General features: G+C 33.4%; 11 protein-coding genes. 4 read left to right on the top strand and 7 right to left on the bottom strand.

Going from position 1 to position 26,934, the window contains the following annotated elements:
* Positions 1-43: 43 nt before the first annotated feature.
* Positions 44-2,224, top strand: a complete 2,181-nt coding sequence (locus KHA90_RS04520) for a glycoside hydrolase family 97 protein (protein ID WP_244860249.1) — start codon at positions 44-46, stop codon at positions 2,222-2,224.
* Positions 2,225-2,484: 260 nt separating this feature from the next.
* A complete protein-coding gene (locus tag KHA90_RS04525) occupies positions 2,485-5,598 on the top strand; it encodes an Ig-like domain-containing protein (RefSeq protein ID WP_213295880.1) in 3,114 nt (1,037 codons plus the stop codon).
* A 121-nt stretch (positions 5,599-5,719) separates the two neighbouring features.
* Here the strand turns inward: KHA90_RS04525 and KHA90_RS04530 are convergent, their stop codons facing one another.
* The 3 genes from KHA90_RS04530 to KHA90_RS04540 form a co-directional block, all read right to left on the bottom strand.
* A complete protein-coding gene (locus KHA90_RS04530) occupies positions 5,720-6,274 on the bottom strand; it encodes a DUF5683 domain-containing protein (RefSeq protein ID WP_213295882.1) in 555 nt (184 codons plus the stop codon).
* 280 nt (positions 6,275-6,554) lie between these two features.
* Positions 6,555-9,920: a transcription-repair coupling factor gene (mfd, locus tag KHA90_RS04535; protein WP_213295884.1), complete on the bottom strand. Its 3,366-nt coding sequence runs from the start codon at positions 9,918-9,920 to the stop codon at positions 6,555-6,557.
* Positions 9,913-10,539, bottom strand: coding sequence for a hypothetical protein (locus tag KHA90_RS04540; protein WP_213295886.1), 627 nt, complete (start codon positions 10,537-10,539; stop codon positions 9,913-9,915). Before KHA90_RS04540 ends, mfd begins: the two co-directional genes overlap by 8 nt.
* A gap of 482 nt (positions 10,540-11,021) precedes the next feature.
* Between KHA90_RS04540 and KHA90_RS04545 the strand changes: the two genes are divergently transcribed.
* Positions 11,022-11,960 (top strand): L-threonine 3-dehydrogenase, encoded by a 939-nt coding sequence (locus KHA90_RS04545; protein WP_213295889.1) that lies wholly within the window; start codon positions 11,022-11,024, stop codon positions 11,958-11,960.
* Positions 11,961-12,082: 122 nt separating this feature from the next.
* Here KHA90_RS04545 and KHA90_RS04550 read toward each other — a convergent pair whose 3' ends face one another.
* The 4 genes from KHA90_RS04550 to KHA90_RS04565 form a co-directional block, all read right to left on the bottom strand.
* Positions 12,083-14,890 (bottom strand): VIT domain-containing protein, encoded by a 2,808-nt coding sequence (locus KHA90_RS04550; RefSeq protein WP_213295892.1) that lies wholly within the window; start codon positions 14,888-14,890, stop codon positions 12,083-12,085.
* Positions 14,891-14,954: 64 nt separating this feature from the next.
* Positions 14,955-16,103, bottom strand: coding sequence for a S1 family peptidase (locus KHA90_RS04555; protein ID WP_213295894.1), 1,149 nt, complete (start codon positions 16,101-16,103; stop codon positions 14,955-14,957).
* 446 nt (positions 16,104-16,549) lie between these two features.
* A complete protein-coding gene (locus tag KHA90_RS04560; protein ID WP_213296227.1) occupies positions 16,550-18,427 on the bottom strand; it encodes a M1 family metallopeptidase in 1,878 nt (625 codons plus the stop codon).
* A 64-nt stretch (positions 18,428-18,491) separates the two neighbouring features.
* Positions 18,492-20,120 (bottom strand): S8 family peptidase, encoded by a 1,629-nt coding sequence (locus KHA90_RS04565; RefSeq protein ID WP_213295896.1) that lies wholly within the window; start codon positions 20,118-20,120, stop codon positions 18,492-18,494.
* Between the two features lie 286 nt (positions 20,121-20,406).
* Here KHA90_RS04565 and KHA90_RS25330 point away from each other — a divergent pair, with 286 nt between their 5' ends.
* Positions 20,407-26,814 (top strand): leucine-rich repeat domain-containing protein, encoded by a 6,408-nt coding sequence (locus KHA90_RS25330; RefSeq protein ID WP_244860250.1) that lies wholly within the window; start codon positions 20,407-20,409, stop codon positions 26,812-26,814.
* Positions 26,815-26,934 lie beyond the last annotated feature (120 nt).

Below are 26,934 nucleotides of genomic sequence, written 5' to 3' on the forward strand. Positions count from 1 at the left end.
CGCAACTTTAAAATTAAATTAGATTTGCAAAAAACTAAATAACATGAATTTTCAATCCCAAAAAATGCCGCTTCAAATTCGTTTAAGCAAAAAAATAGCGTTGTTACTTTTTATATGCGCCAATTCCTTCTGGATTCACGCTCAGGAAATAACTTCCCCAAACAAAAATCTTTCTTTAAAATTTGAATTGAAAGAAGGTGGAATTCCATCTTACCAATTATCATATAAACAAAAAGCAGTTATAAAACCAAGTTCTTTGGGTTTAGAACTACAAAATATGCCTTCGTTTTTGGATGGTTTTACCGTTACAAATACAGCACAATCTACAGTAGATGATACTTGGAATCCTGTTTTAGGTGAAGAAAAAACAATTCGCAACAATTACAACGAAATGGTTGTTACTTTGGCTCAAGCCAAAAACAACAACAGATATATTCGAATTCGTTTCCGTTTATTCAACGACGGATTGGGTTTTAGATATGAGTTTCCAAAACAAAATGATTTGAGTTATTTTGTCATTAAGGAAGAACGTACCGAATTTCAACTGGCAGGAGATCATAAAATTTTCTGGATTCCGGGAGATTATGATACGAACGAATATGCATATACAACTTCGAAAATTTCTGAAGTTCCTTCGTTGATGAAAAAAGCAACTATCGAAATCAATGCACAATGGCCTATCAAGGAATTATCTGTGCAAACGCCATCCATGATGAAATCTGATGATGGTTTATACATCAATATTCACGAAGCTGGTTTGATTAATTATCCTGCAATGTATCTTGAAGTTGATGCTAAAACCAACAAAATGGTAAGTCATTTAGCGCCGGATGCCGTTGGTGCAAAAGGATATATCCAGACAGATGCACAATCGCCCTGGAGAACTATTGTTGTAAGCGATAAAGCAACAGAAATTTTGGCTTCAAAACTAATTTTGAACCTCAACGAACCTACAAGTTACAAAGATGTTTCGTGGATTAAACCGGTGAAATACATCGGGATCTGGTGGGAATATTTTGTTGCCGGAAAAAGTACATGGGCTTTTGGAAAAGAAAACAATGTAAAATTAACGGATGATTTTTCTAAGCTAACACCAAACGGAAAACACGGAGCTACAACAGAACGTGCAAAAGAATACATTGATTTTGCCTCTAAAAATGGTTTTGATGCCATCCTTATCGAAGGCTGGAACATTGGTTGGGAAGACTGGATCAACAACTGGAAAGAGGAAGTTTTTGATTACGTAACCGCTTATCCGGATTTTGATGTAAAAGCAGTTCATGCCTATGCCGCTTCAAAAGGAGTAAAAATTATCATGCACCACGAAACTTCAGGATCTGCAACTAATTATGAGCGTCGTTTAGATCGTGCTTTTCAGTTTATGAATGACAACGGTTATGATGCTGTAAAAACAGGTTATGTAGGGAAAATTATTCCGCGTGGCGAACACCATGACGGACAATGGATGGTGAATCATTACATCAACGTAGCCAAACGTGCCGCCGATTATAAAATTATGATCGATAGTCACGAAGCGGTTCGTCCAACGGGTTTAAACCGAACTTTCCCGAACTGGATCGCTCAGGAATCTGCTCGCGGAACTGAGTTTGAATCTATGGGAGGTTTAGTGCCGGATCACACTACGATTTTGCCGTTTACACGTCTAATGGGCGGACCAATGGATTATACGCCTGGAATTTTCCAAACAGATCTTTCGTATTACGGAACCGGAAGTTCTCAACGTGTCAATACAACTTTGGTAAAACAATTGGCGTATTATGTTACAATGTACAGTCCGTTGCAAATGGCCGCAGATATTCCCGGAAACTACGAGCGTTTTCCAGATGCTTTTCAGTTCATAAAAGATGTTGCTGTTGATTGGGATAACAGTTATATCCTTGAAGCTGAACCTGGAGATTATATTACAATCGCTCGTAAAGCTAAAGGAAAAGATGCTTGGTTTGTAGGCGGAATTACAGATGAAAACGCAAGAACGGCCAATATTACTTTTGATTATTTACCTGCCGGAAAAAAATTCATCGCTACTATTTATGCTGACGCGAAAGAAGCAAACTGGAACCAGAATCCGCAAAAATATACTGTTACTAAAGTTGTTGTAACCTCAAAAACAATTTTAAAACAGTATTTAGCTCCGGGCGGAGGTGTTGCCATTAGCATCAAAGAAGGAAATGCTACAGAATTAAAGGGATTGAAAAAGTTATAATTTAAGATGCTAAGGTTCTGAGCTCCTAAGTCTCTAAGCTTTTTGCCACAAATTTCACGAATTGACACGAATTAAGACTGCAGATTAAAATTTGTGCTAATTCGTGAAATTCGTGGCAATACCTATGTCTTTTTATGGACAAAATTAAAATTTTACTACTTGAAAACTATTAACCACAAATGTTTGTCAAATTTAAAACCAATGCAAGTGAGAATGAATTTTAGTTAAGATGCTGACAAGCATGCAAAAAAATTAAAATTATGGAAATTAAAAAAATTACCAGACTATTTCATATCACGAAAACTTTAATATGTTTTCTGATATTATTTGCAAGTTCCGTTTATGCACAAGATCCACCTCAATACGGTACGCCTTTCGCAGGTGTTCCGGATACCAGAGATGTAAACATGTATCAGGTACATATTCGTCCGTTTAGTGCTAACGGAAATTTAGCCGGAGTAACCGCCCGTTTAGATAATATAAAAGCACTTGGTACCAATGTTATTTATTTAATGCCCATTTACCCACACGGTACAGATTCTAAAAGTTCAGCTTCGCCCTATTGTATTAAAGATTTTAAAGCGGTGGGATCAGAATATGGTTCTCTTGCTGATTTAAGAACTTTAGTCGATGGCGCTCATAGCCGTGGGATGTCGGTTATTTTAGATATTGCTATAAACGGAACTTCCTGGGATAATGCCTGGACAGTTTCGCATCCTGAATATTATTTGAGAAGTGGAACAACGATTCAGCAATTAGGAAATTTCTCTGATATTGCAGCACTTGACCTTAATAGTTCAGCTACGCGAAATGCCATAAAAGATGCCATGCGTTACTGGATTCTTGCAGCAAATGTCGACGGTTACCGTTGTGATTATGCGAATAATCCACCGCTTGATTTCTGGTCAGAAGTTATCGGAAACATCCGCGGAATCTCTTCTCATAAATTATTAATGTTAGCCGAAGGAGACAGACAAGCCAACTTTACGGCTGGTTTTGATATGAATTTTGGCGACAGGTGGTTTTGGAACGCCTTAAAAGATGTAGCAGCCGGAGGTCCGGTTTCACAACGTTTTCAGACCATAAATGATTATGAATATGCAAACGCAACAGGTTCAAATCAGGCTGTTCGTTACACCGGAAATCATGATACTTATACCAATGATAATGGCGTACAAAGACCTTTTGTAATCTTCAATAACCATAACGGAATCGTTGCTAATTTCTTGGTTTCGGCTTATATGAAAGGTGTTCCTTTTTTAATGAGCGGACAAGAAATCGATTACGAACCTAAAACAGATTGGCCTTGGACGGGATTCAAATTCAACTGGTCTCAAAATCCAACTGCAGCAGCCGATTTTGCTAAAATTCTAAATTTCAGAACTGCAAGCGCAGCTATCAGACGAGGAGATTTAACGATTTATGCCAATGACGATATTAGCATTTTTACCAAAACATTAGGTTCTGAAAAAGTAATCGTAATGTCGAATTTGCGTAATGCTTCTAAATCATATATAATTCCTGCAGCTTTAGCGGGAACTTATGTAAATCCGTATAACGGTAATGCTTCGGTAACTTTAACAACAGGAAGCACAAGAACATTTGCTGCTTATGAATATTTGGTTTTAACCAATACAAATGCGCCGGTTGTAGCAGTTACGGGAATTTCAGTTAGTCCTGCAACAGCAACTGTTGGTTTAGGATCAACACAACAATTAAATGCAACTTTAGCACCTGCAAATGCAACAAACCAAAGCGTAACCTGGACATCTAGCAATACAGCTGTTGCAACGGTAAACGCATCTGGATTAGTTTCAGCAGTTTCGGCAGGAACAACTACTATTACAGTTAAAACTGTTGATGGCAATAAAACCGCAACATCGGCAATAACTGTGGCGGCAATTCCGGTGGCTTCGGTTAGTGTTTCGCCAACAACTGCAAGTTTGTATGCGGGAAATACACAACAACTTTCGGCAACAATTGCTCCGGCAAATGCTACGAATAAAACGGTAACGTGGAGTTCTAACAATACCGCAGTTGCGACTGTAAATTCATCCGGATTGGTTTCAGCAGTTTCGGCAGGAACGGCAACTATTACAGCAACAACGCAAGACGGAAATAAAACCGCAACGGCAACTATTACGGTAAATCCAAACAGTAATTTTACGGTTTATTTCTATAAACCATCAGCTTGGGGAACCGGAATTAAAATTTATTATTGGAGTGCTTTACCAACCGGAGTTTTAGCTGATGCATCCTGGCCTGGCGTTAACATGACTAACGCAGGAAATGGCTGGTACAGTTATACGTTTACCAACGTAACTTCGACCAATATAATTTTTAACGATGGTACAAGTCAAACAGCCAACTTAAGCAGAAATAAAACGGGTTGGTATATGAACGATATTTGGTATGATTCTAACCCGGGAACTGGCGTTGCTGTTACCAGCGTAAGTTTGAGTCCAACTTCAGCTTCATTATCCGTTGGTGCAACACAACAATTGACTCCAACAATTCTTCCTGCAAATGCAACAAATAAAGCTGTAACTTATAGTTCAAATAATACAGCCGTGGCGTCTGTAAATGCATCTGGTTTAATTACCGCTGTAGCGAATGGAAATGCGACAATTACGGCTACAACAGTTGACGGAAATAAAACAAGTAATTGTGCCGTAATCGTTTCTACGACTTCTACAGGAACGTATTATACCATCAAAAACCGATGGACAGGAGCTTATTTATCTGATGCCGGAGCAAATGTAGGTTATGGAGCAACAGCTTCTAACAACAATTACAAATGGCAAAAAATTGCGATTGATGCGACTTATTATGTCCTGAAAAATGTTGCGACAGGCGAATTGATTAATATCGAAGGTCAAACAGGATCTGTTCAATGTAGTATTTCAGATTCAACTTTCTGGAGCGCACAATGGTCAAGTGATAATGTTGACGGAACCTGGATCAGAATCAGAAACAGATGGCAATCTGGAAATATTATTCATGTAGAAAACCAAACAGGATCTGCTCAATATGGCAATTCTCAGGATGGATGGTTTAGCGCACAATGGCAATTAGAACTAGCAAGTGTTTCAACTGCTAAATCTGCCCTTAATGTTGAAGAATTTTCAATAGAAGAAAAAGCAGCAACTATCTATCCAAACCCTTCTACAGATAATCAATTTCAAGTTGTATTACCTGAATTAGAAAATGGCGATGTTGCTTTAATAACAGTTTCTGATGTAAACGGAAGAACTGTTTTGACAGAGAAATTATCGACCTCAGGACAAATTAATCATCACTTATCATCGGGAATTTATATTGTAAATATTAATTCTAAAGGTTTGAATGTTACTAAAAAACTGATTGTTAAATAATTTTAAGTTTAGTTTAAAAAGTAAAGGGCGTATGAAAAATTTCATACGCCCTTTTTTGTTTTTTGCCACAAATTTCACAAATTAGCACGAATTAAGTTTTGTGTAATTCGGTGCCTTTTTTTTAAAACGAGTAATTGAGCGCAAACCCAAAATCAGATTTTAAATTTTCATTTCTGAAATTTATTGTAGGTTTAAAAGTCAAATTTTCGCTTACATTAAACTGGGATAATGCGGCATCAATATTAGCATCGATGATATTTAAAACATAAAACCAAACGATAAACAATGCGGATAAATCTCTGTTTCGCTGAAATTGTTTTTGTGCCGAAAGTAATTGACTCTCGCTTAAGTTGGCTAAATATTCAGAACTTCCGGTATTACCTGCAAGTCTGTTTTTGTATTCGTCTCTGTACATATTATAGCTTTTCTGGCTGTCGATATAAAAATAAGTACTCACGCCAATTGCGCCATAAATCAGAGGAAGCTTCCAGTATTTTTTATTATAAATCTGTCCCAATCCAGGAAAAATAGCGGAGTAAAAAGCTGCTTTTGCAGGACGTAAAGGATCAATTGTTTCTGATCTTTGCGTATTGTTTAAAACAATATTATTTTTTCCCTGAGCAAAAGTTGAGGTTAATCCGAAAAATAAAAACAGAAGTATAAATTGATATTGCATATAAAAGTTTGCTTTGAATTTTTGATCAAAGAAAACTCTTTAGTCCTAAGTATTTTCTTAAGTAAAAGATAAATAAAGCTTAATGTTTTTTTGCCACGAATTTCACGAATTAGCACGAATTAAAACACTAAGCTTATTGTTGAATGGTATCACTAAACTTATCACTTAGCCCCGATAGAACTGGAAATCCTTTTGTGCCGGGGTTCGGCACAAAAGATTGTAAGGGATAGCGGGACAGATGGTCTTATGAAACGAATTTTTCTGCTTCTAAAAATTCATATTATTCTCCTAATAATTCCATTAATTCCAGCGCTCTTTTGGTCGATTTTACGTTTTCAAAAGTCAATAAAAGACGTAAGCCGTTTGGCGTTTGTTTTTCTTTCATTTGGCAAAGATTGCTGTGTTTTTGAACGAATTCCAACACTTTTCTAAACTTAGAAGACTGATAATAATCAGATTGCTGATCAGAAACAAAATAGCCAATCATTTTGCCTTTTTTCATTACCAGTTTTTCGATACCTATGTTTGTCGCAATCCATTTGATGCGAATACTGTTCATCAACGCATTGGCACGCGGAGGCATTGGTCCAAAACGGTCAATTAATTTATTTTGGAAAATAACGAGTTCTTCTTCATTTTTCACAGAACCCAATTCGTTATATAAACTCAAACGCTCGGTAACATTATTAATATATTCATCAGAAAACAACAACTCAAAATCAGTATCTATTTGTAAATCTTTTACGTATTCTTTCGTTTCAATATTATTTTCTTCGGGATATAAATCCTTGAATTCGTTTTCTTTTAATTCTTCGATGGCTTCGTTCATGATTTTTTGGTACGTATCAAAACCAATTTCGTTTATGAAACCGCTTTGTTCGCCACCTAGTAAATCTCCTGCACCACGAATTTCAAGATCTTTCATCGCAATGTTGAAACCACTTCCTAATTCGCTAAATTGTTCCAAAGCCTGAATACGTTTTCTGGCATCTTCGGTCATGGATGAATATGGCGGACAGATAAAATAACAAAATGCCTTTTTATTGCTACGTCCTACTCGACCTCGCATTTGATGCAAATCTGACAACCCGAAATTATTGGCATTGTTGATAAAAATCGTGTTGGCATTTGGTACATCCAAACCACTTTCGATAATTGTAGTTGCTACCAAAACATCAAAATCTCCGTTCATGAAACCTAACATTAATTCCTCAAGTTTGGCACCTTCCATTTGTCCGTGACCAATTCCTACTCTGGCATTTGGAACTAAACGCTGAATCATTCCGGCAACTTCTTTTATGTTTTCGATTCTATTATTGATAAAGAAAACCTGTCCGTTTCGCTGAATTTCATACGAAATCGCATCACGAATTATCTCTTCATTAAATCCAACAACATTCGTTTCTATCGGATAACGATTTGGCGGAGGCGTTGTAATAACAGATAAATCGCGCGCTGCCATCAACGAAAACTGAAGCGTTCTTGGGATTGGCGTTGCGGTTAATGTCAACGTATCAACATTCGCAGCAATCGTTTTGAGTTTATCTTTTACGTTTACTCCAAACTTTTGTTCTTCATCGACAATCAATAAACCAAGGTCTTTAAAAACTACATTTTTGTTTACTAATTGATGCGTTCCAATTACAATATCAAGTTTTCCTTCGGCTAAATCTTTTAAGGTTTGCGCTTTTTGTTTTGCGGTTCTAAATCTGTTTAAATAGCCAATAGAAACCGGCATATCTTTTAATCGTTCGGTAAAAGTTCTGTAATGTTGGTAGGCCAAAATGGTTGTAGGAACCAAAATCGCTACTTGTTTGCTATTATCAACAGCTTTAAAGGCAGCACGAATGGCAACTTCCGTTTTCCCGAAACCTACATCACCGCAAACCAAACGATCCATTGGGCGATCGCTTTCCATGTCGGCTTTTACTTCTTGCGTTGATTTGGTTTGATCCGGAGTATCTTCATAAATAAACGAACTTTCTAATTCATTTTGCAAATAACTGTCCGGCGCAAACTGAAATCCTTTTTCCAATCGTCGTTTTGCATACAACTGAATCAAGTTGAACGCAATATGTTTGACGCGTGCTTTGGTTTTTTGTTTTAAAATTTTCCAGGCGTTCGATCCTAACTTATAAATTTTTGGCGGCGTTCCGTCTTTTCCGTTGTACTTGGAGATTTTATGCAGCGAGTGAATGCTCACATACACAATATCATTATCGGCATAAACAAGTTTTATAGCTTCCTGTGTTTTGCCTTCTACCTGAATTTTTTGTAATCCGCCAAACTTTCCAATTCCGTGATCGATGTGGGTTACATAATCGCCAACCGAAAGTGACGTTAATTCCTTAAGCGTAATATTTTGCTTTTTAGAATAACCATTTTTGATGTTGAATTTATGGTAACGTTCAAAAATCTGATGATCTGTATATGCCGTTATCTGATTTTCTTCATCGATAAAACCTTGATATAAAGGCAATACAATTGTATGATATTGTTTGCGGATATTCTCTGAATTGGCTTCATCCAAAGTTTCAAAAATATCATGGAAACGTTTTGCCTGCGTTTCATTTGAACAGAATAAATAATTTTTATATCCGTTGAAATGATTATCGCTCAAATTATTCAATAACAAATCAAATTGTTTATTGAAAGATGGCTGAGGATTAATATGAAATTCGAACGTTTTTGCTATTTTAAAAATTGGTTTTGAAACCAATTCTACCACCGAAAAATCTAACGCACGCTTGATAAACGAAGCCTGATTTAAAAATAATTGCTCCGGCGTGGCGTGTTTTATTTCTCCCGAAAGTTTATCAAAAGCTTCTTGCGCTCTTGCAAATTGTTTGTCTAACTGACTAAAAAGTCCATCGGTATTTTGAATAAAAAGCACCGTTTTTTCAGATATATAATCTAAAAAACTTTCGCGGTTTTCCTGAAATACTTTGTTTTCGACATTGGGGATAATCGTGATTTTTTTATGTGTTTCGACAGATAATTGTGTCTCAACATCAAAACTTCGGATGCTGTCTACTTCATTTCCAAAAAACTCAATTCTGTACGGATGATCGTTTGAGAATGAAAATACATCGACGATTCCTCCACGAACCGAAAATTCTCCGGGTTCTGTAATAAAATCAACTCTTTTGAATTCGTATTCAAACAAAACTTCGTTGATAAAATCAATTGAAATTTTATCGTTTAAGGCAACTTTTAAGGTGTTTTTGTCGAGTTGTTGTCTCGTTACTACTTTCTCAAAAAGTGCTTCGGGATAAGTAACAATTATGGCTGGTTTTTTACGGGAATTGATTCGGTTTAAAACTTCAGCACGAAGTAAAACATTGGCGTTATCTGTTTCATCAACCTGGTATGGACGACGAAATGATGCTGGATAAAACAATACATCTTGTTCCCCAGTCATTTGTTCGAGATCGTTCAGGTAATAAGCGGCTTCTTCTTTATTGTCTAAAACAAGTAGAAAAGGCAACTCGGTTTTTTTGAAAACAGAGCGTATCACAAACGAAACTGCTGATCCTAACAATCCATTAAGATGCATTTTTATTTGATTTTGTTCTAGTAATTGTGTGGCAATCTGCTGATTTTTTGGCAGATTATCATACATTGTATATAAGGCGTTTTTACTCACGTTGTGGTGAATTTGGATCTGTATTTGTTGCCGGAATCGGATTTACTTTTGTGTTAGGAATCGCACGTGTTGTGTCTAACATTTTCAGAAAATCTTCTTCTCCTTGTTCTTTCGGAATTTTACTTTTTACAATAATATTATCCATTTGTCTTTCTAAAGAAACTAATTCTTTATTGATTTCTCCAATTAAGAAAGTCACTTTTTCAGCTGGGATTTGATTCAAATGAATAAATAAATCCATCATTTTCACTTTGGTAATCAAAATAGAAATTCGGCTTTTTATTGCCGGAACATTAAATTCTGCTGGAATATTGTTATTTAAAGTCATTGCTTTTTTTGAAATTGCCGTTGACTTTTTTTGAAATGCCCCTATTGTTTTTCTTGGTTTATCTCCAATTTCTTTTAAAAAATCACGCCATTCGTTCCATGAACTTACTTTTTGTTCTGAAATTTCATTGATTGGCTCGTCAATAAATACCCAGCCTTTATTGATGTTATCAAAAATAACTTCCTTTTTTTTAGCTTCTTTTTCATTTTCAGCACGACGTTTTTCATCTTCATTTTGACATGAATTCAACACAAAGACAAAAAGCAGAAAAAGAGATATTTTATATTTCATTTGAAAAAACATTAAGCTACAAAGTTACAAAGTAAATTTACAATTACGAATGCTGTTTTTTGCTAAAGATTCTATAAATCGATCGTATTTTTTTGCCCACAGATTTAACGGATTAAACAGGTTAACACAGATTATTTCTAACTGGCTGGAATATGTGTCTGTAAATTTAACCGCAAAGACCGCAAAGACTTTTTAATATGCTGGGGTTAGTAAAAACACAAAGTTCACAAAGCGTTATCAACACAAAGCTTTGCGAACTTTGTGTTTTTATAAAACTGCTTAATTTTAAAATCTTTGCGGGCTTTGCGGTAAAAAATTAGTGACGATTAGTGAAATTCGTGGCAAAAGAAATTAAACCAATTGTTTTTCAATCGAGAATAATCCAAAAAACAATCTTCATTGTTGTTAAATTTACAATTTGTTATTCTAAAAAGTAAAAATATTTGCGAAAACGTTATATTTGCGTATCTAAAAACTACATAATGAATCCAAAAATATTGATCATTGGCGCTTGCGGTCAAATTGGGACAGAACTGACTCAAAAACTGCGTAAATTATACGGTACAGACAATGTAATTGCGTCTGATATTCGAAAATTAAATACTGACGTTGTTAATTCAGGTCCGTTTGAAGTGGTTAATGCTTTAGATTTTAATCAGATTGAACATCTTGTTGAACTGCATCAAATTACTGATATCTATTTAATGGCGGCACTTTTATCGGCTACAGCCGAAAAAAATCCTGCTTTTGCGTGGGATTTAAATATGAATTCATTGTTTCATGTTTTGAATCTGGCTAAAGCCAAAAAAGTAAAAAAGATTTTCTGGCCTTCAAGTATTGCTGTTTTTGGACCTACAACTCCAAAAGAAAATACGCCTCAATATACAATTATGGAACCTTCAACGGTTTACGGAATTAGTAAACAAGCAGGTGAAAGATGGTGTGAATATTACCATAATATTTATGGTGTCGATGTTCGCAGTATTCGTTATCCTGGACTAATTAGCTGGTCTACGCCTCCTGGTGGTGGAACTACAGATTATGCGGTTGATATTTTCTATAAGGCTATTGCCGATAAAAAATACGAATGCTTTTTATCCTCAAAAACAAAAATGCCGATGATGTATATGGATGATGCAATTAACGCAACTATTTCTATTATGCAGGCGCCTGAAGAAAAAATCAAAATACATTCTTCATACAATTTAGCGGCTATGAGTTTCACGCCGACTGAAATTGCAAATGAAATTAAAAAACATATTCCTGAATTTACAATTACATACGAACCTGATTTCCGTCAGAAAATTGCTGACAGCTGGCCGGCAAGTATCGACGATACTGAAGCAAGACAAGATTGGGACTGGAAACATACTTTTGATCTTGAATCGATGACAAAAGATATGCTGGAACATTTAGGATAAAAAATTTATTAAATAAAAAACTCTCGCAATTTTCAAGGTTTCTTGTTTTTGTAGAGCAGAAAATCTTAAACAAAAAAAATACCGAAGCGTTAATCTTCGGTATTTTTATTTGTATGCTTTTTCTAAAATTCAAATTCTCCAATCAGAATTTTGCTGTCGTTTTCGCGCTTATTTTCTTTCTGACTCTGGAAAACAGCAATTTTACGTTCTTGTCTTCCATCAGAATAGTACAGATAAACTTCTGCCATTACTGTTGTGGGTCCGGAAAGTATATTTTGTCTCTCTCCAAAAAAATTGGTTTTGATTTTATATTTACCCTTTATGGCTTTTTTTAATAAAAACTGTTCAGGACCAAAACCCTGAGTGAAATCATTACTTAATCTTCCTCCAATTTCTGTAGATTTATGAGAATAGGAGCAGTCTTCGCCTAGCGGATCTGTGACCCAAAGATCTATATCTGTATTGTCTTTATTCCAGTTAATTACAACGCGAATATCTATGGGTAAATTTGCCTTTAGGCGATCATCTATTTTGCTCGCATCTACATTTTTATTTTGGGTCAGAATATTATTAATTTCCATAATCAAAATCTCCTCTATACCGCTGTCCCTTACTGAAATTTCATCTGTATATTCCTGATAAAGCATCGATTTATAGACATCCAGAGCTTCCTGAGGTTTTTTATTATCAATCAATGCTAAGGCATAATCTCTGTGGCTTTGAGAATCGAACGGTCTCCATTCCAGAATTTTCTGGGTAATCCATAATTCTTTCTCATAATTACCTCTCTGTTTTAGCAAATAATAGATAGTCTTGTATAACTCTTCATTCTCCAGATCCAGCTCTGCTAATGTGCTTAAAACTTTTAAAGAAAGTGCTTTATCTCCTTTTTTGAATAGCAATTTAGAGATATCAAAATAATACGTTACCTGCTTTTCATATTTAGAACGATTTTCAAAATACTTTTGGTAGATTAATTCAGAGGATTGTAGATTCTGAAAATCTTTCATGTACTCTTCTTTGCTTTCTACCTCTACCAAAGTTATTTTACCATTGGATTTTTTTGACCCGGACATTTCTGCAGCACTACTGTAACCAACATTATCTTGTACTTGATCTTTATTTGCAGATTCTGCTAATGACTGATTAGAAATCTTAGGATACTGTTTTTTTTCAACAGGTTTATACTCAGCATTCCACCAGGTTACCAGTTCACGGGTGATATCAAAAGATTTTGATAGAAGGTTTTTTCTTTTCTCTAAAATTTCTTTTTTGTTTCTTGAAACGATTTTGTTGTATTCAGCTAATAATTCCTGAGGTGGTGTAATACCGTAACGCACATAATCATTGACGTCATCCAATACAATAAGACTGGTGTTTTTACTAACTACTCCAAACTGTTCGCTCAGATTTCTGATTTCATCACGGTTTTGAGTTGAATTGAGTTCAAGATCATTGATTTTTCTTTGTGCCCAAAATTGCGCAATTGGCCAGTTATCAACTTGCAGAGCGGTATTGAAATCTACAGGCACTTCATATTTTTTATTCCCTACAGAAAAAACAGCGGTTAGTTTGCCCAAATTTGGAGATGAAATTCCAAATATATTCACTGGTTCATTTACTGCAGTGCCCACATTTGGAAATAGGTCCTGAATAGCAGCAGTTTCTTTAAATCCTAAAAATATAACGGGCTGTTTATTGTATGTTTTTAAAGCAGACTGAGTGTCTAATTCATTAAGATTGATAAAATTTCCACCTGATTGCGCTGCTAAAAGTTTTAGAAGGTTAAAATCAGAAGTAGGCGTACTTGCGATACTATTTACTGGTTTTTTGAATTTTAAAGTCAAATCACCAAAATTTGAAATTCCGTCAGAAAATAAAAGATACTCTTCTACATCTGAAATCTCTTTTAATGCACCAAAATCGGTTCCACCATCATATTTCAAACCAGCAATTCTATTTTTTAATGCGCTCCAGTTTCCACCAGAAACAGTAAATTCTTCTGTTTTCTCCAGAACATTATTTAAAAGGACAAAAGATACTGAAATATCTTTGTTGCTTAAAAAATAGGCGTTAAGAAAGTCTAGCTCTTTTTGATGATTTCTCTTCGATCCGCTAAATGAATTATCCCAAATAATTGCAATTTTTTGAGATTTTGATTTTTCCTTTGCAGGGAAATCTGTGGAAACACTCGCTGCGAAATAAAATTTATCTCCGGAAGTTTTCTGCAGCAAAATATTTGAAGCCTGACTTGCTTTTGGTATTGCTATTTTAAGATTTTCATTTGGCGTAAAATTCGCTTTATTAATCTCAGCAACCCATTGATTTCCTTGTTTCTGAAAAGCAAAACTTCCATCTGGATTTTCAGTAATTTTGGGAGCTATCAGACTTTCATTAATTAATACTTTCAGATTAAATTTTGGAATACTAACCGTTTCGTTGGCAAAAGTTAGAAGATATTGATAGTCAGAAGCGGAATTTTTCAGTTCCTGATGATATGTAATTTTAATGGTTCTGCTGCCTTTCGCCGGAATTGGATAAATTCTTGTTCGGAAATTATTCCCTTCTACTTTTTCAATAATCCCCGGATCTATATTTCTTTTTTCAAGACTTTCAAATACTTCCTTAGCTCGTTCTTTAGGAACAGGAACTGCATCTCTTAATTTTCCGTTGATATCTAAAGCGTAGCCGCTTATGCTTACTCCTTCAGGTAACGGAATGGTAAGTTTTCCTTCTAAAATTCTGTTATCCGGATTGTAAAATGTGTAAATGGCGGTTGTGGTGGCAAGATTTCCTAAAATCCTGGTCTCAATTTTTGCTTCCTGCAGAATGACTGGATGTTTTTTTAAATTTTCTACGTCCAGAGTTGGGATTTGAGAAAAAACTGCACTAAATACCATTAATGCACATATAGTAAAAATTTTATTCATATAAAAAAAGTGATTTTTATTTAATTACACAGAGAAACAATAACACATTCTTAAGAGACTCTAATTAGAAAGTGCGAATATGCTTCGCGACAATTCCAAAATTAAAACCCTGTACCTCATCTACTCCGCTAAAATTGACTGCGATCAACTGACCGCACTCATTAAATACCGGTGCACCACTGGCACCATGCGTAGAAGTAATACTGTATTGAATTTTATTCCCGTCTGATTCTTTACTTATTTTACCATCATAAAGCTGCACTTTTATACCTGAATCTGTCTGTGCCAAATCCATTCCCAAAGGATAGCCAATCATTATTGCTTTTTGTCCGGGATTTAAAGAGGCATCATCTTCCACGGCATTATCAAGATTGATGATGTTTGCAACACTTTGCGGGGTTTTATGATCCGTTATTTGCACAATACCTAAATCAATATTGGTGTCGTCTGAAATTTTTTCGACCTCGCAAGTAAGCCATTGGTCATCTGAATCATGAAGTGCAACTGTAATCTCGACTGTTTTTACATATACCTCAATATCTTCTTTCGATACGTATTCTTTAACCGGAATAGCAGCTGCAATATCTGTTGTTGCTGCGGTTGTATCTGCTTCTGTATCATTTGAACTTACAAATTCTTCACCCGCTGGCTCTTCACTTCTTTCTTCGCCTTCACTTTCACTTTCACCTTCATAATCGCCTTCACTTTCGTAAGCAGATGCAACTTGCCAGTTTCTTTCAATAAAACTTTGATACTCCTCTTCTGAAATATCAGTAGTAAGAATTGAAGCAATTTTTAATCTTAAATTTCTTATAGTAGTATTTACTTTTTCCTGCTCTTCATCTGATGAATTCCAGGGTTGTAACACATGGCTGTTGGTCAATATTTTTCCGTCCCTGTCTATGAAAAAACCTGTTCCGAAAACCGTTTCTTCTTTTGCGTCTGGAGTAGTAAGCTGAATTTCTGTTCCTTTAATTTTTGCAAAATAACCATAACGGTGTTTTATCAGTACAACTGCATCTTTGTATTCGTTATAGACTTTTGTATCTGAATCTAAACAAATGGCAGCAGGTGGTTTTTTTAAATATTTAAAGCCAAAAAAAGTTGCTGTTGAGAGAATAATTATAGCAAGAAAGATAATTTTGTAAGGTTTTCTTTTTTTATTGTCAATCTCATGCAATTCATTGTTTGGGCCGATTTTTCTAATTTTCATTTTTAAATTGGTAAGTTTTATTAGTTTGTTTTTAGATTGTCAATTCACCAAATTATTAACATTTGCTGTTTTAACGGCTCGAAGGTAGTAATTTAATTATTAAATTTTAGTAGTAAAATATCATCGTATTTGGCATTGGTATTATTTGCGTACCATTCCATATTCTAGTTAAATACTTTAACCCGTTGGGTGTAATGAACAGAAAATTAATTAAACACATAGAAACATAGATTTTATGATTTTGAAAAAAGTAAATCAAAAAGAAACTCGTTTCCCACATAGCTATGTTTGCTAATGCAAGTGAAACGCCTTTTTTAAGTTCAATAATTCTATGTTTCTATGTGTTAAAAATAATTATACCCAACGAGTTACTTTATTAAAACAATAAAGCCAAAGCCAGAATAAAATCTAGCTTTGGCTTTATTAAAAAATAAATTTTAAATTTTTTATTTCACTTCATAAACATTATTTGCAGCTTTTATATCAGCCATTAATCCGCTTGGATCTATGGTTATTTTTTTGATTGCTGTTTTATTTTTATCAATTGTAAAACTATAGTTAGATTGTGCCCATGCCCAATCTTCTAAAACAGTTCTTTTTACGTTAGGGTTTGGATTTGGTTTAATGAAATTCATCATTCTTAACGGAATGTAGAAACTTTCAGAAGTTCCGTCAGTATATTCAACTGTTAAGTCAATTGGCATTGGCATTCTGCCTATTCTTTCTAAACTTACTGTCGTTTTTCCAGCATTATCCACTACATCCTTGATGCCGTAATCAATTGTATTGGTAGTTTCTGTCCAGTCAATTAGATACCAGTCTAGCTCAGCTCCGGAAACTCTTTCTGCTGTTCTTTTAATATCGTTTGGTGTTGGATGTTTGAATTTGAAATCATTGAAATATCTTTTTAAAGTGGCATCAACATTTTCTTTGCCAATTACATATTCTAATTGCGATAAGAATATGCTTCCTTTTACATAAGCCGAAATACTGTAAGGTCGGTTTTCATCATAACGATCTCCGTGAGTTCCTTGTGGCTGCTCTTTTCCTGATTGTACTAATTGGTAATATGCGGCATAATTTCCTTTAAACGGATTTACTTCTTTTTTAGCCGCGATTTCGTTCAAAGCGCTATCTTCGATATAGGTTGTAAAACCTTCATCCATCCATGGATGTTTTGACTCATTTGAAGCTAAAATATGCTGAAACCAGGAATGCCCTAATTCATGCGTTGCGGTTCCTAAAATTCCCTGAAGCGTTCCGTTTCCTAACATTAAAGTACACATTGCATATTCCATTCCTCCATCTCCACCCTGAATAAATGAATATTGTTTGTACGGATATGCTCCAACTCTTTGATTGTAATAATCCATTACTTTTACCATTAAAGGCTCTAATTGTTTCCAGTTTTCAGTAGTTTTTGGATTGTTTTTGTAAAAGAAATGCAAATCAACATTATTTGGTCCTTTTACAATATCATGAGTATATTCTTTGTCTGCTGCCCATGTAAAATCGTGAACATTTGGTGCGATAAAATGCCATGTCAATGTTTTTGCTTTCTTTGGGTAAGTAACTGTTACACCCGCATCTTCATAACCGTGACCAATTTCGTTTTTGTCCTGTAAATATCCAGAACCACCAATTGTGTAGTCTTTATCGATTGTAATTTTTACATCAAAATTTCCCCAAACTCCGTGAAATTCTCTTGCGATATACGGATCTGCGTGCCATCCTTCAAAATCAAATTCGGCTAATTTTGGATACCATTGAGACATTGACAATTCGATTCCTTCAGCATTATTGCGTCCTGAACGACGAACTTGTACCGGAACTTGTCCGTCAAAATCTAAAGTAAAAGTAGTTTTTGAATTTGGTAAAATTGGTTTAGCCAAAGTTACTTCTAAGATTGTTCCTGAAGTTCTGGTTTGAGCCGTTACACCATCTTGTTTTAAGTTGGTAATTTTTAGAAAACCAATTTCGTTTGGTTTTAAAGTTTCAATTCGGCTTTGTTTCGTTTCCTTTCCATCTGCACCTTTTACTTTGGTTACCATTCTACCGTCAGGATCTTTTATAAAATGCAAACGCGCATCCATTTCACTTCCCGGTTGAAAAGCATTTGGAAATAAATGATAAAATACCTTTTTTAAAGTATCCGAAGAATTATTGGTATAAACCAATTCCTGTTTTCCTTTGTATTGATAGTTTTTTACATCCATCGAAACCTCCATTTTGTAATCAACATGTTGTTGCCAATATGGAGCGCTTTGTGCAAATGCTGTGTTTAAGCCGAAACTCAAAAATGAAAATAGTAGAATTTTTTGCATCATATTTTTCAATAAAAATGGAAGAGTTTTCACTCTTCCATTAGGTTAATAATGTGTTTTGTTTTTATTTTTTAGACATTTTTTCTGCCATTAATAAAGCATTGTAAGCATTTACCATTTTACCAGTTCTCGATGAAACTGCAGAAGATACTGCTACAGGTTTTTCATTTGGATTTGGATTTTCACCTAAAACAATCATTGATGGAAGCGCAACTCCAGAATCCATTAAAATTTGTTTTACCTGAACTGCTTTTAATTTTGGATAATAGGAACGTATTAATGCTGCAACTCCGGCTGCATTTGGAGATGCCATTGAGGTTCCTTGCAAATATTTGTATTTATTGTTGGGAACGGTTGCGTAAATTTCTTCTCCCGGAGCAAAAACGTCAACATTTATTTTTCCGAAATTTGAAAATCCTGCTACTACATTTTCTCCATATTGTTTGTTGATTGCTCCAATTGTAAGTACGTTATTGGTAAATTCTTTAATGTTGTCTTCAGAATCATTTGGGTAATTAATATTTTCTGTTTTATCGATGTCATATCCGTCATTTCCTGCTGCGTGTACAATTAAAACATCTTTTTTAGCAGCATATTTTATAGCATCATAAACCCATTGCTTGTGCGGAGAAAAGCTTTTTCCAAAACTTCCGTTAATTACTTTTGCCCCGTTATCAACTGCATAACGAATTGCCAACGCGATATCTTTATCATATTCATCTCCGTCAGGAACAGCTCTTACGGTAAGGATTTCGACATTATTGGTAACTCCGTCTCCGCCTAAATTATTACCGCGAATTTGCGCAATAATTCCCGCAACGTGAGTTCCGTGCAATGCTTTTTCTTTATCCGGTCCAAAAACTACATTATTACCATAATATTTGTCTTTAATGTCATCTGGATTATCGCCTACAATTTTTCTTCCGTCATATTCTTTATTTAAATTGTAATTGAATTGATCATAAACTGATTCTCTATAATCTTCTAATTCTGATTCAGGATCAAAAGTTGGTCCTGCATTCGTTAAGATTTGAGTCATAACCATTTTACTTCTCGCTACTTTTGGATCTGTTGAAGTAACTTTACTTAAATCTTCTAATTTATAGTTCGTTTTGTTCAGCTCCTTTTTTATAGTATTGTGAACATCAATTAAAAAATCTACCTGTTGTTTGTCTTCAAGAACTTTTTTAGATTTTTCCTCGTATTGTGCTAAAGCACTTTTATATTCGGCAGAACCGTCGTTTGCTTTTTTTACAACACGTGTTAACTCAAGATTTTCGTGAACGGCATCTCCAAGAAAATTCCATCCGTGAACATCATCAATAAAACCATTTTTATCATCGTCGATTCCGTTACCGGGAATTTCTTTAGGATTTGTCCAGATCATTCCCTGTAAATCCGGATGCTCGATATCAACACCAGAATCTACTATTCCTACGATTACTTTTACTCCTTTTTTTCCTTGCAATAATTCGGCGTAAGCCCTGTCAACACTCATTCCCGGAATAGAATCTTTGATTAAATCAAGATGACTCCATCTTTTTAATTCGTTTTCGCTAAGTGGTGCTTTTTTTATAACGGCTAACGGAGCAGTAATTATTTCTTTAGATGTTTGAGCTTGCAAAGTAGTGTTGCAGCCTGCAAATACAAGTAATGCAAAGGCAGATAAAGTATTTATTTTTATAGGACTCATGTATTTATTTTTTGATGGAAATTAAAATATGGGTCTAAATTATAATTTTTTGTTACATAAAACTAACGATTAACACTGTGTTATGATTTTTATGCTAAACATTTAAGAAACCTCTGATCTTCCTATAACAAAGCCATTATTTTTACTTTACTAGATTTTAACTGAAATAAAGCACATATATTATAGTAAAAAATATAAGAAAAAAAATTCATTTTAATACGTCTTCCCGTAATAAAATTACAATTGTAAATTGTATACTTGTACCTCGAATTCCTAAGTTTAATTTATGAGAACAAAACTACTTTTATTGCTGTTTTTAGCAAGTTTTTCTATTTATGCACAGTATACATCTATTCCTGATGTGAATTTTGAAAAAAAATTAATTGCATTGGGAATTGATTCCGGTACTGCCGATGGTAAAGTGCTTACGGCTAATGTAAATTCGCTAACTACACTAAATGTTTCTTCAAGTAATATATCAGATTTAACTGGGATTCAGGATTTCACAGCATTAACTGATTTATTTTGTTATTCTAATAAACTGACCAGTTTAGATGTTTCAAAAAACACTCTTTTGACTTATTTATCCTGTTTAGATAACCAATTAACGGTACTTGATGTTACAAAAAACATTCGTCTTGCCAATTTAATCTGCCACTTAAATCAATTAACAAGTTTAGATATTTCGAAAAATTTAGATCTTACGACTTTATCATGTCGTGAAAATAAATTAACAAGTTTGGATGTAACGCTAAATTTAAAATTGCAGGATTTATATGTAAATCAAAATCAATTGGCAGTTTTAGATGTAACCAGAAATAGTGATTTAGTGAGCTTATCTTGTTCACAAAACAATCTTAGTACTATAAATGTCTCAGAAAACAGATCATTAACACGCTTAGATTGTGGCAATAATAATTTAACGACTTTAGATGTAACAGAAAACATGTATTTAAATGAGTTAATCTGCAATAATAATAAATTAACAACTCTTGATTTATCCAGAAACAGAACTCTGACTCAAATCAATTGCAGTTTTAATCAGTTAACGTCGATAAATTTAAAAAACGGACGTAATACTTATATTAGTAATTATGCTTTAGATTTCACCTACAATTCTAGTCTAAAATGTATTCAGGTGGATAATGTTGCTTTTTCAAATACAAACTGGCCAAGCTTAAACAAAACCGGAGGAACATATTCTGAAGTAAGCTGTACTGATATTACAAAGATCTTCGATGGAAAGTTTGAGGATAAATTAATTAGCCTAGGTATTGATACCGATGGAAAAAATGGATACGTACTAACTGCTAATATTAGCAACCTGACATCACTTGATATTTCAAACAGTTCAATTACAGATATATCAGGAATTGAATATTTTAGTAAACTGCAAACTTTAAATTGCAGTTCCAACCAATTAAAATTTATTGATGTTTCTAAAAATCTGCTTTTAACCTCTTTACGTTGTGAGAATAATGATCTTTATTATCTAAATTTAAAAAACGGAAATAATACTGCTTTTGTAAATAACAATATTCTATTTACTAATAATCCTAATTTAAGCTGCATTCAGGTTGACGATGCTATTTATTCTAACAACAATTGGAGTGCTAAAAAAGATTCGGCAGCTGTTTTTAATACTATTTGCGGATCATATACTCTTATTCCTGATCCTCTTTTTGAAAATAAATTAATTGAATTAGGTATTGATAATGATGGTCAAAATGGTAAAGTTTTAACATCAAGAATTTCATCTGTAACATCTTTAAATGTTGCCTCCAGCTATATTACTGATTTAACCGGAATACAGGATTTTACTTCATTAACTCAATTAGTTTGTTATTCCAATAAATTGACAAACCTAAATGTTACTCAGAATGTAGCATTACTTGAATTATATTGTGATTCAAATCAAATAGCAAATATTGACGTTTCTAAGAATGTAAATCTGACTACTTTATATGTTGGTTTAAATCCATTCACTAATTTGGATGTTACTAAAAATGTGAACTTACTTTATTTGTCATGTAATTCAGGCTCATCAAGCCCAACCCTACTAACAAATCTGGATGTATCAAATAATCTTGCTTTAATTTATTTAGATTGCAGCTACAATCTAATAACAAATCTTGATGTTTCAAAAAATGTAAATTTGAGCCAATTAAATTTTAGCGGTAATTTATTAACAAGTATTGACGTTTCTAAAAATACTAAGTTGACGCAGTTGTGGTCTCATTATAATGAACTTTCCACTCTTGATATTACTAAAAACTTAGATTTAACTTCGTTGCGTGTAAGTTCTAATCCGTTAAAAACTATTGACGTTTCTAAGCATATTAAACTGAAAGAACTTTATGCAACTTCAAATCAATTTACAAGTTTAGATGTTTCGAAAAATACTTTACTTACTGAATTATTTTGTGGATCAAATGAGTTAACAACTCTGGATATTTCTAAAAATATTGCTTTGAAAGATTTACGTTGTGAATCAAATAAACTCTCAGGATTAGATGTTTCAAAAAACGTTGGTCTTTATAATATAGATTGTAACGTTAATAAAATAACAAGTCTTGATGTTTCTAAAAACACTTTGCTTACTGCTTTATCCTGTAAATCAAATCTTTTAGTAAATCTTAACTTAAATAACGGAAAAAACACTTCATTGTCAAGCTATATTGACTTTACAAATAATCCTAATTTAAGTTGTATACAAGTTGATAACATCACTTACTCCAATACTAATTGGGCAAGTAAAAAAGACGCAACCGCTAGTTATTCATTAGATTGCAACAATTCATATACGCTTATTCCTGATCTAAATTTCGAAAACAAATTAATCGCATTAGGTCATGATTCCGGTGTTGCCGATGGTAAAGTTTTGACTTCAAATATTAATAAAGTTACTACTTTAAATGTATCATCAAGTTCTATATCAAACTTGACAGGAATTCAAGGTTTTACTGCTCTGACAACTTTAGACTGTAGTCGAAATTTAATGACAAGTTTAGATCTTTCCCAAAACACATTATTGAGAGATTTAAATTGCAGTTCACAAAACTTATTAAGCTTAGATGTTACAAAAAACACTTTGTTAACTTCATTACGCTGTAACGGATTAAACGGAAGTTCCTATGCCAGAGGCGATGGAAAATTAACCGCTTTAGATGTTTCGAAAAACACGCTATTGACTAATTTATATTGTAACAGCAATCAAATAACAAGTTTGGATGTTTCTAAAAATACGGCTTTAGTTGTTTTAATTTGTGATTTTAATAGATTATCAGTATTAAATGTTACTAATAATACCGGATTGACTTCCTTATTCTGCGGTGTAAATGATATCCCTGCTTTAGATGTTTCTAAAAATGTTTTGTTGAAAAACTTTGATTGTGCTTCTAACAAACTAACCACTTTAGACGTTTCTAAAAATACAAGTTTAGCTCAATTTAATTTTGGTTCAAACCTTTTGACTGCAATTGATGTTTCAAAAAATCCGGCTTTAAACTATTTATCTTGTGGTTCAAACCAATTGACAAGTTTAGATTTATCTCAAAATCCTGCGTTGATTAATTTATTTTGTGACTGGAATAATCTGTCTAACTTAAATTTGAAAAACGGAAAAAACACTTTGCTGAACAGTTCGATATTAACTCTTACTAAAAACCCTAATCTTACTTGCATTCAGGTTGATGATGTAACCTATTCAAATACAAATTGGGCGAATGCCAAAGATGCAACCGCGAGTTATTCGGCTAATTGTTCAAATTTATACACTTTGATTCCTGATCTAAATTTCGAAAATAAATTAATCGCTTTAGGAATTGACTCAGGTGTTGCTGATGGTAAAGTTTTGACTTCGAATATTAATAAAGTGACTACTTTAAATGTATCATCAAGTTCTATATCAGACTTAACAGGAATTCAAGGTTTTACTGCTCTGACAACTTTAGACTGTAGCCGAAATTTAATGACAAGTTTAGATCTTTCCCAAAACATATTATTGAAAGATTTAAATTGCAGTTCACAAAATTTATTAAGCTTAGATGTTACAAAAAACACGTTATTAACGTCATTACGCTGCAACGGATTAAACGGAAGTTCCTATGCCAGAGGCGATGGAAAATTAACTGCTTTAGATGTTTCGAAAAATACGTTATTGACTAATTTATATTGTAACAGTAATCAAATAACAAGTCTGGATGTTTCTAAAAATACGGCTTTAGTTGTTTTAATTTGTGATTTTAATAGATTATCAGCATTAAATGTTACTAACAATACTGGATTAACTTCCTTATTTTGTGGTGTAAATGATATCCCTGCTTTAGATATTTCTAAAAATGTTTTATTGAAAAACTTTGATTGTGCTTCTAACAAACTAACCACTTTAGACGTTTCTAAAAATACAAGTTTAGCGCAATTTAATTTTAGTTCAAACCTTTTGACTGCAATTGATGTTTCAAAAAATCCGGCTTTAAACTATTTATCTTGTGGTTCAAACCAATTGACAAGTTTAGATTTATCGCAAAATCCAGCGTTGATTAATTTATTTTGTGACTGGAATAATTTGTCCAGCTTAAATTTGAAAAACGGAAAAAACACTTTGCTGAACAGTTCGATATTAACTCTTACTAAAAACCCTAATCTTACTTGCATTCAGGTTGATGATGTAACCTATTCAAATACAAATTGGGCAAATGCCAAAGATGCAACCGCGAGTTATTCGGCTAATTGTTCAAATGGGTATACTTTAATTCCAGATGTTAATTTCGAAAATAAACTAATCACATTAGGAATTGATTCCGGTGTTGTTGATGGTAAAGTTTTAAATTCGAATATTAATAAAGTAACTTCTTTAAACGTTTCTTACAGCTCTATTATTGACTTAACAGGAATTGAAGGTTTTACTGCTTTGACTAAATTAGAATGTAATGGCAATTATCAATTAAAAACGTTAGATGTTTCTAAAAATACTGCTTTAACATATTTAGACAGTAATAATAATTATCTTGTTGCGACATTAGATGTTACAAAAAACACGGCTTTAACGTATTTAAATTGTTACTCTAACGGACTAAAAACATTGGATGTTACTCAAAACAAAGCATTAACAACTTTGCAATGTGCTTCAAACCAAATCACTGATTTAGACGTTACAAAGAATACTCAATTGACAAAACTTGATTTTGGATATAATAAAATAGGTTACATAGAGGTTTCTAAAAATACGGCTTTGAAATCGTTGACTTGTACATCAAATCAAATCTACTATCTGGATATCACAAAGAATTTAGCATTAACTGAATTGTCGTCCGGAAACAATCTTTTTACAACTATTGATCTGTCTAAAAACACTGCCTTAACTTCATTAATCTGTAACACCAATAAGTTAGCTTATTTAGATGTTTCTAAAAATTTAGCTTTGACAAGGCTTCTTATTTACAGAAATAATTTACAAGGCATCGATATTTCATTCAATACTAATCTAGAAATATTTGATTGTAGTTATAATGTAATAACGGCTTTAGATGTTTCGAAAAACCTGAAATTAGATTATTTGTATTGCGATAATAATAAGCTAAAAAATCTCGATGTATCAAAAAATACTAAATTATCTTTATTAGATTGCAGCAATAACTTGTTAACAACTTTAGATGTTTCGGTAAATAGTAATCTACATTCGTTTGAATGTGCATCTAACAAATTGACAAGCCTAAATTTAAAGAATGGAAATAATACTCTTTTAGAACCATACAATCCTGACCCTAACTTTATTTTATATAATGTAGATTTTAGAAATAACCCTAATTTAACTTGTATTCAGGTTGATGATGCGGCGTATTCAAATTCACATTGGTCAACTCAAAAAGATGCAGCTGCAACTTTTAATACAAATTGTGGAGGAGATTTTGTCTTGATTGCAGATCACAATTTTGAGCAGCGATTAATTGATTTAGGAATTGATACGGATGGTTTAAACGGAAAAATTACAGTTGCAGATATAACTTCTGTTACTTCTTTAGATCTTTCTAACAGTAACATTTCTAATTTATCGGGGATCGAAAATTTCAAATCTTTAGTGTATTTAGATTGTAGTTATAATCAATTGACAACTATTGATGTTAGTAAAAATGTGGCTTTAGAAACATTAGACATTTCTTCAAACCAAATTACGACGCTCGATCTTTCTAAAAACATTAATATTAAAGTAATCTATATTGCTAATAATCCTCTAGTATCAATAAACCTTAGAAATGGAAATAACAGAAATCTTGCTATAGCTTCTATCACTGATAAAAAAGCAGCAAATACCGGAGGAACATCTTTTCTGGGTCTTACTACTTTAAGTTGTATTATGGTTGATGATCCTGCTTATTCTAACGCCAATTGGTCTAAAATTAAAGAACCAACTGCTAGTTATTCTGCTACTTGTTCTACATTAGGTTTAGATGATTCTGCTTTTAATAAAGTAGTTTTATATCCAAATCCAACTAAAGGAGAAGTAAATATTAACAATATCTCTTTAGAAAAAGCTACGGTTTACAATTCTGTTGGACAATTAGTTAAATCGTTTACTTTTAGTTCAGTTGACATAAACAACACTATTAATTTATCTGATTTGCCAAAAGGTGTTTATTATGTATATTTAATTAATCAGGATACTGCATCTGCAAAGAAAGTTATTGTCGAATAATTACAATTTAGTTAACTAAAAAGGTCCCATTTTCAACTTTATGAAAATGGGACCTTTTTTATAAAGAGATGCGCAAAATTATTTATTTTCACATACGTCTTTCCGTAATAAAACTTCAAT

The sequence above is a fragment of the Flavobacterium psychroterrae genome, assembly GCF_018380615.1.
Lineage (GTDB): Bacteria > Bacteroidota > Bacteroidia > Flavobacteriales > Flavobacteriaceae > Flavobacterium > Flavobacterium psychroterrae.

Excerpts from the sequence above, each read along its gene's own strand:
- KHA90_RS04555 (WP_213295894.1), bottom strand. The coding sequence starts at position 16,103 with ATGAAAATTAGAAAAATCGGCCCAAACAATGAATTGCATGAGATTGAC.
- KHA90_RS04530 (WP_213295882.1), bottom strand. The coding sequence starts at position 6,274 with ATGCAATATCAATTTATACTTCTGTTTTTATTTTTCGGATTAACCTCA.
- KHA90_RS25330 (WP_244860250.1), top strand. The coding sequence starts at position 20,407 with ATGAGAACAAAACTACTTTTATTGCTGTTTTTAGCAAGTTTTTCTATT.
- KHA90_RS04550 (WP_213295892.1), bottom strand. The coding sequence starts at position 14,890 with ATGAATAAAATTTTTACTATATGTGCATTAATGGTATTTAGTGCAGTT.
- KHA90_RS04520 (WP_244860249.1), top strand. The coding sequence starts at position 44 with ATGAATTTTCAATCCCAAAAAATGCCGCTTCAAATTCGTTTAAGCAAA.
- KHA90_RS04565 (WP_213295896.1), bottom strand. The coding sequence starts at position 20,120 with ATGAGTCCTATAAAAATAAATACTTTATCTGCCTTTGCATTACTTGTA.
- KHA90_RS04545 (WP_213295889.1), top strand. The coding sequence starts at position 11,022 with ATGAATCCAAAAATATTGATCATTGGCGCTTGCGGTCAAATTGGGACA.
- KHA90_RS04560 (WP_213296227.1), bottom strand. The coding sequence starts at position 18,427 with ATGCAAAAAATTCTACTATTTTCATTTTTGAGTTTCGGCTTAAACACA.
- KHA90_RS04525 (WP_213295880.1), top strand. The coding sequence starts at position 2,485 with ATGGAAATTAAAAAAATTACCAGACTATTTCATATCACGAAAACTTTA.
- KHA90_RS04540 (WP_213295886.1), bottom strand. The coding sequence starts at position 10,539 with ATGAAATATAAAATATCTCTTTTTCTGCTTTTTGTCTTTGTGTTGAAT.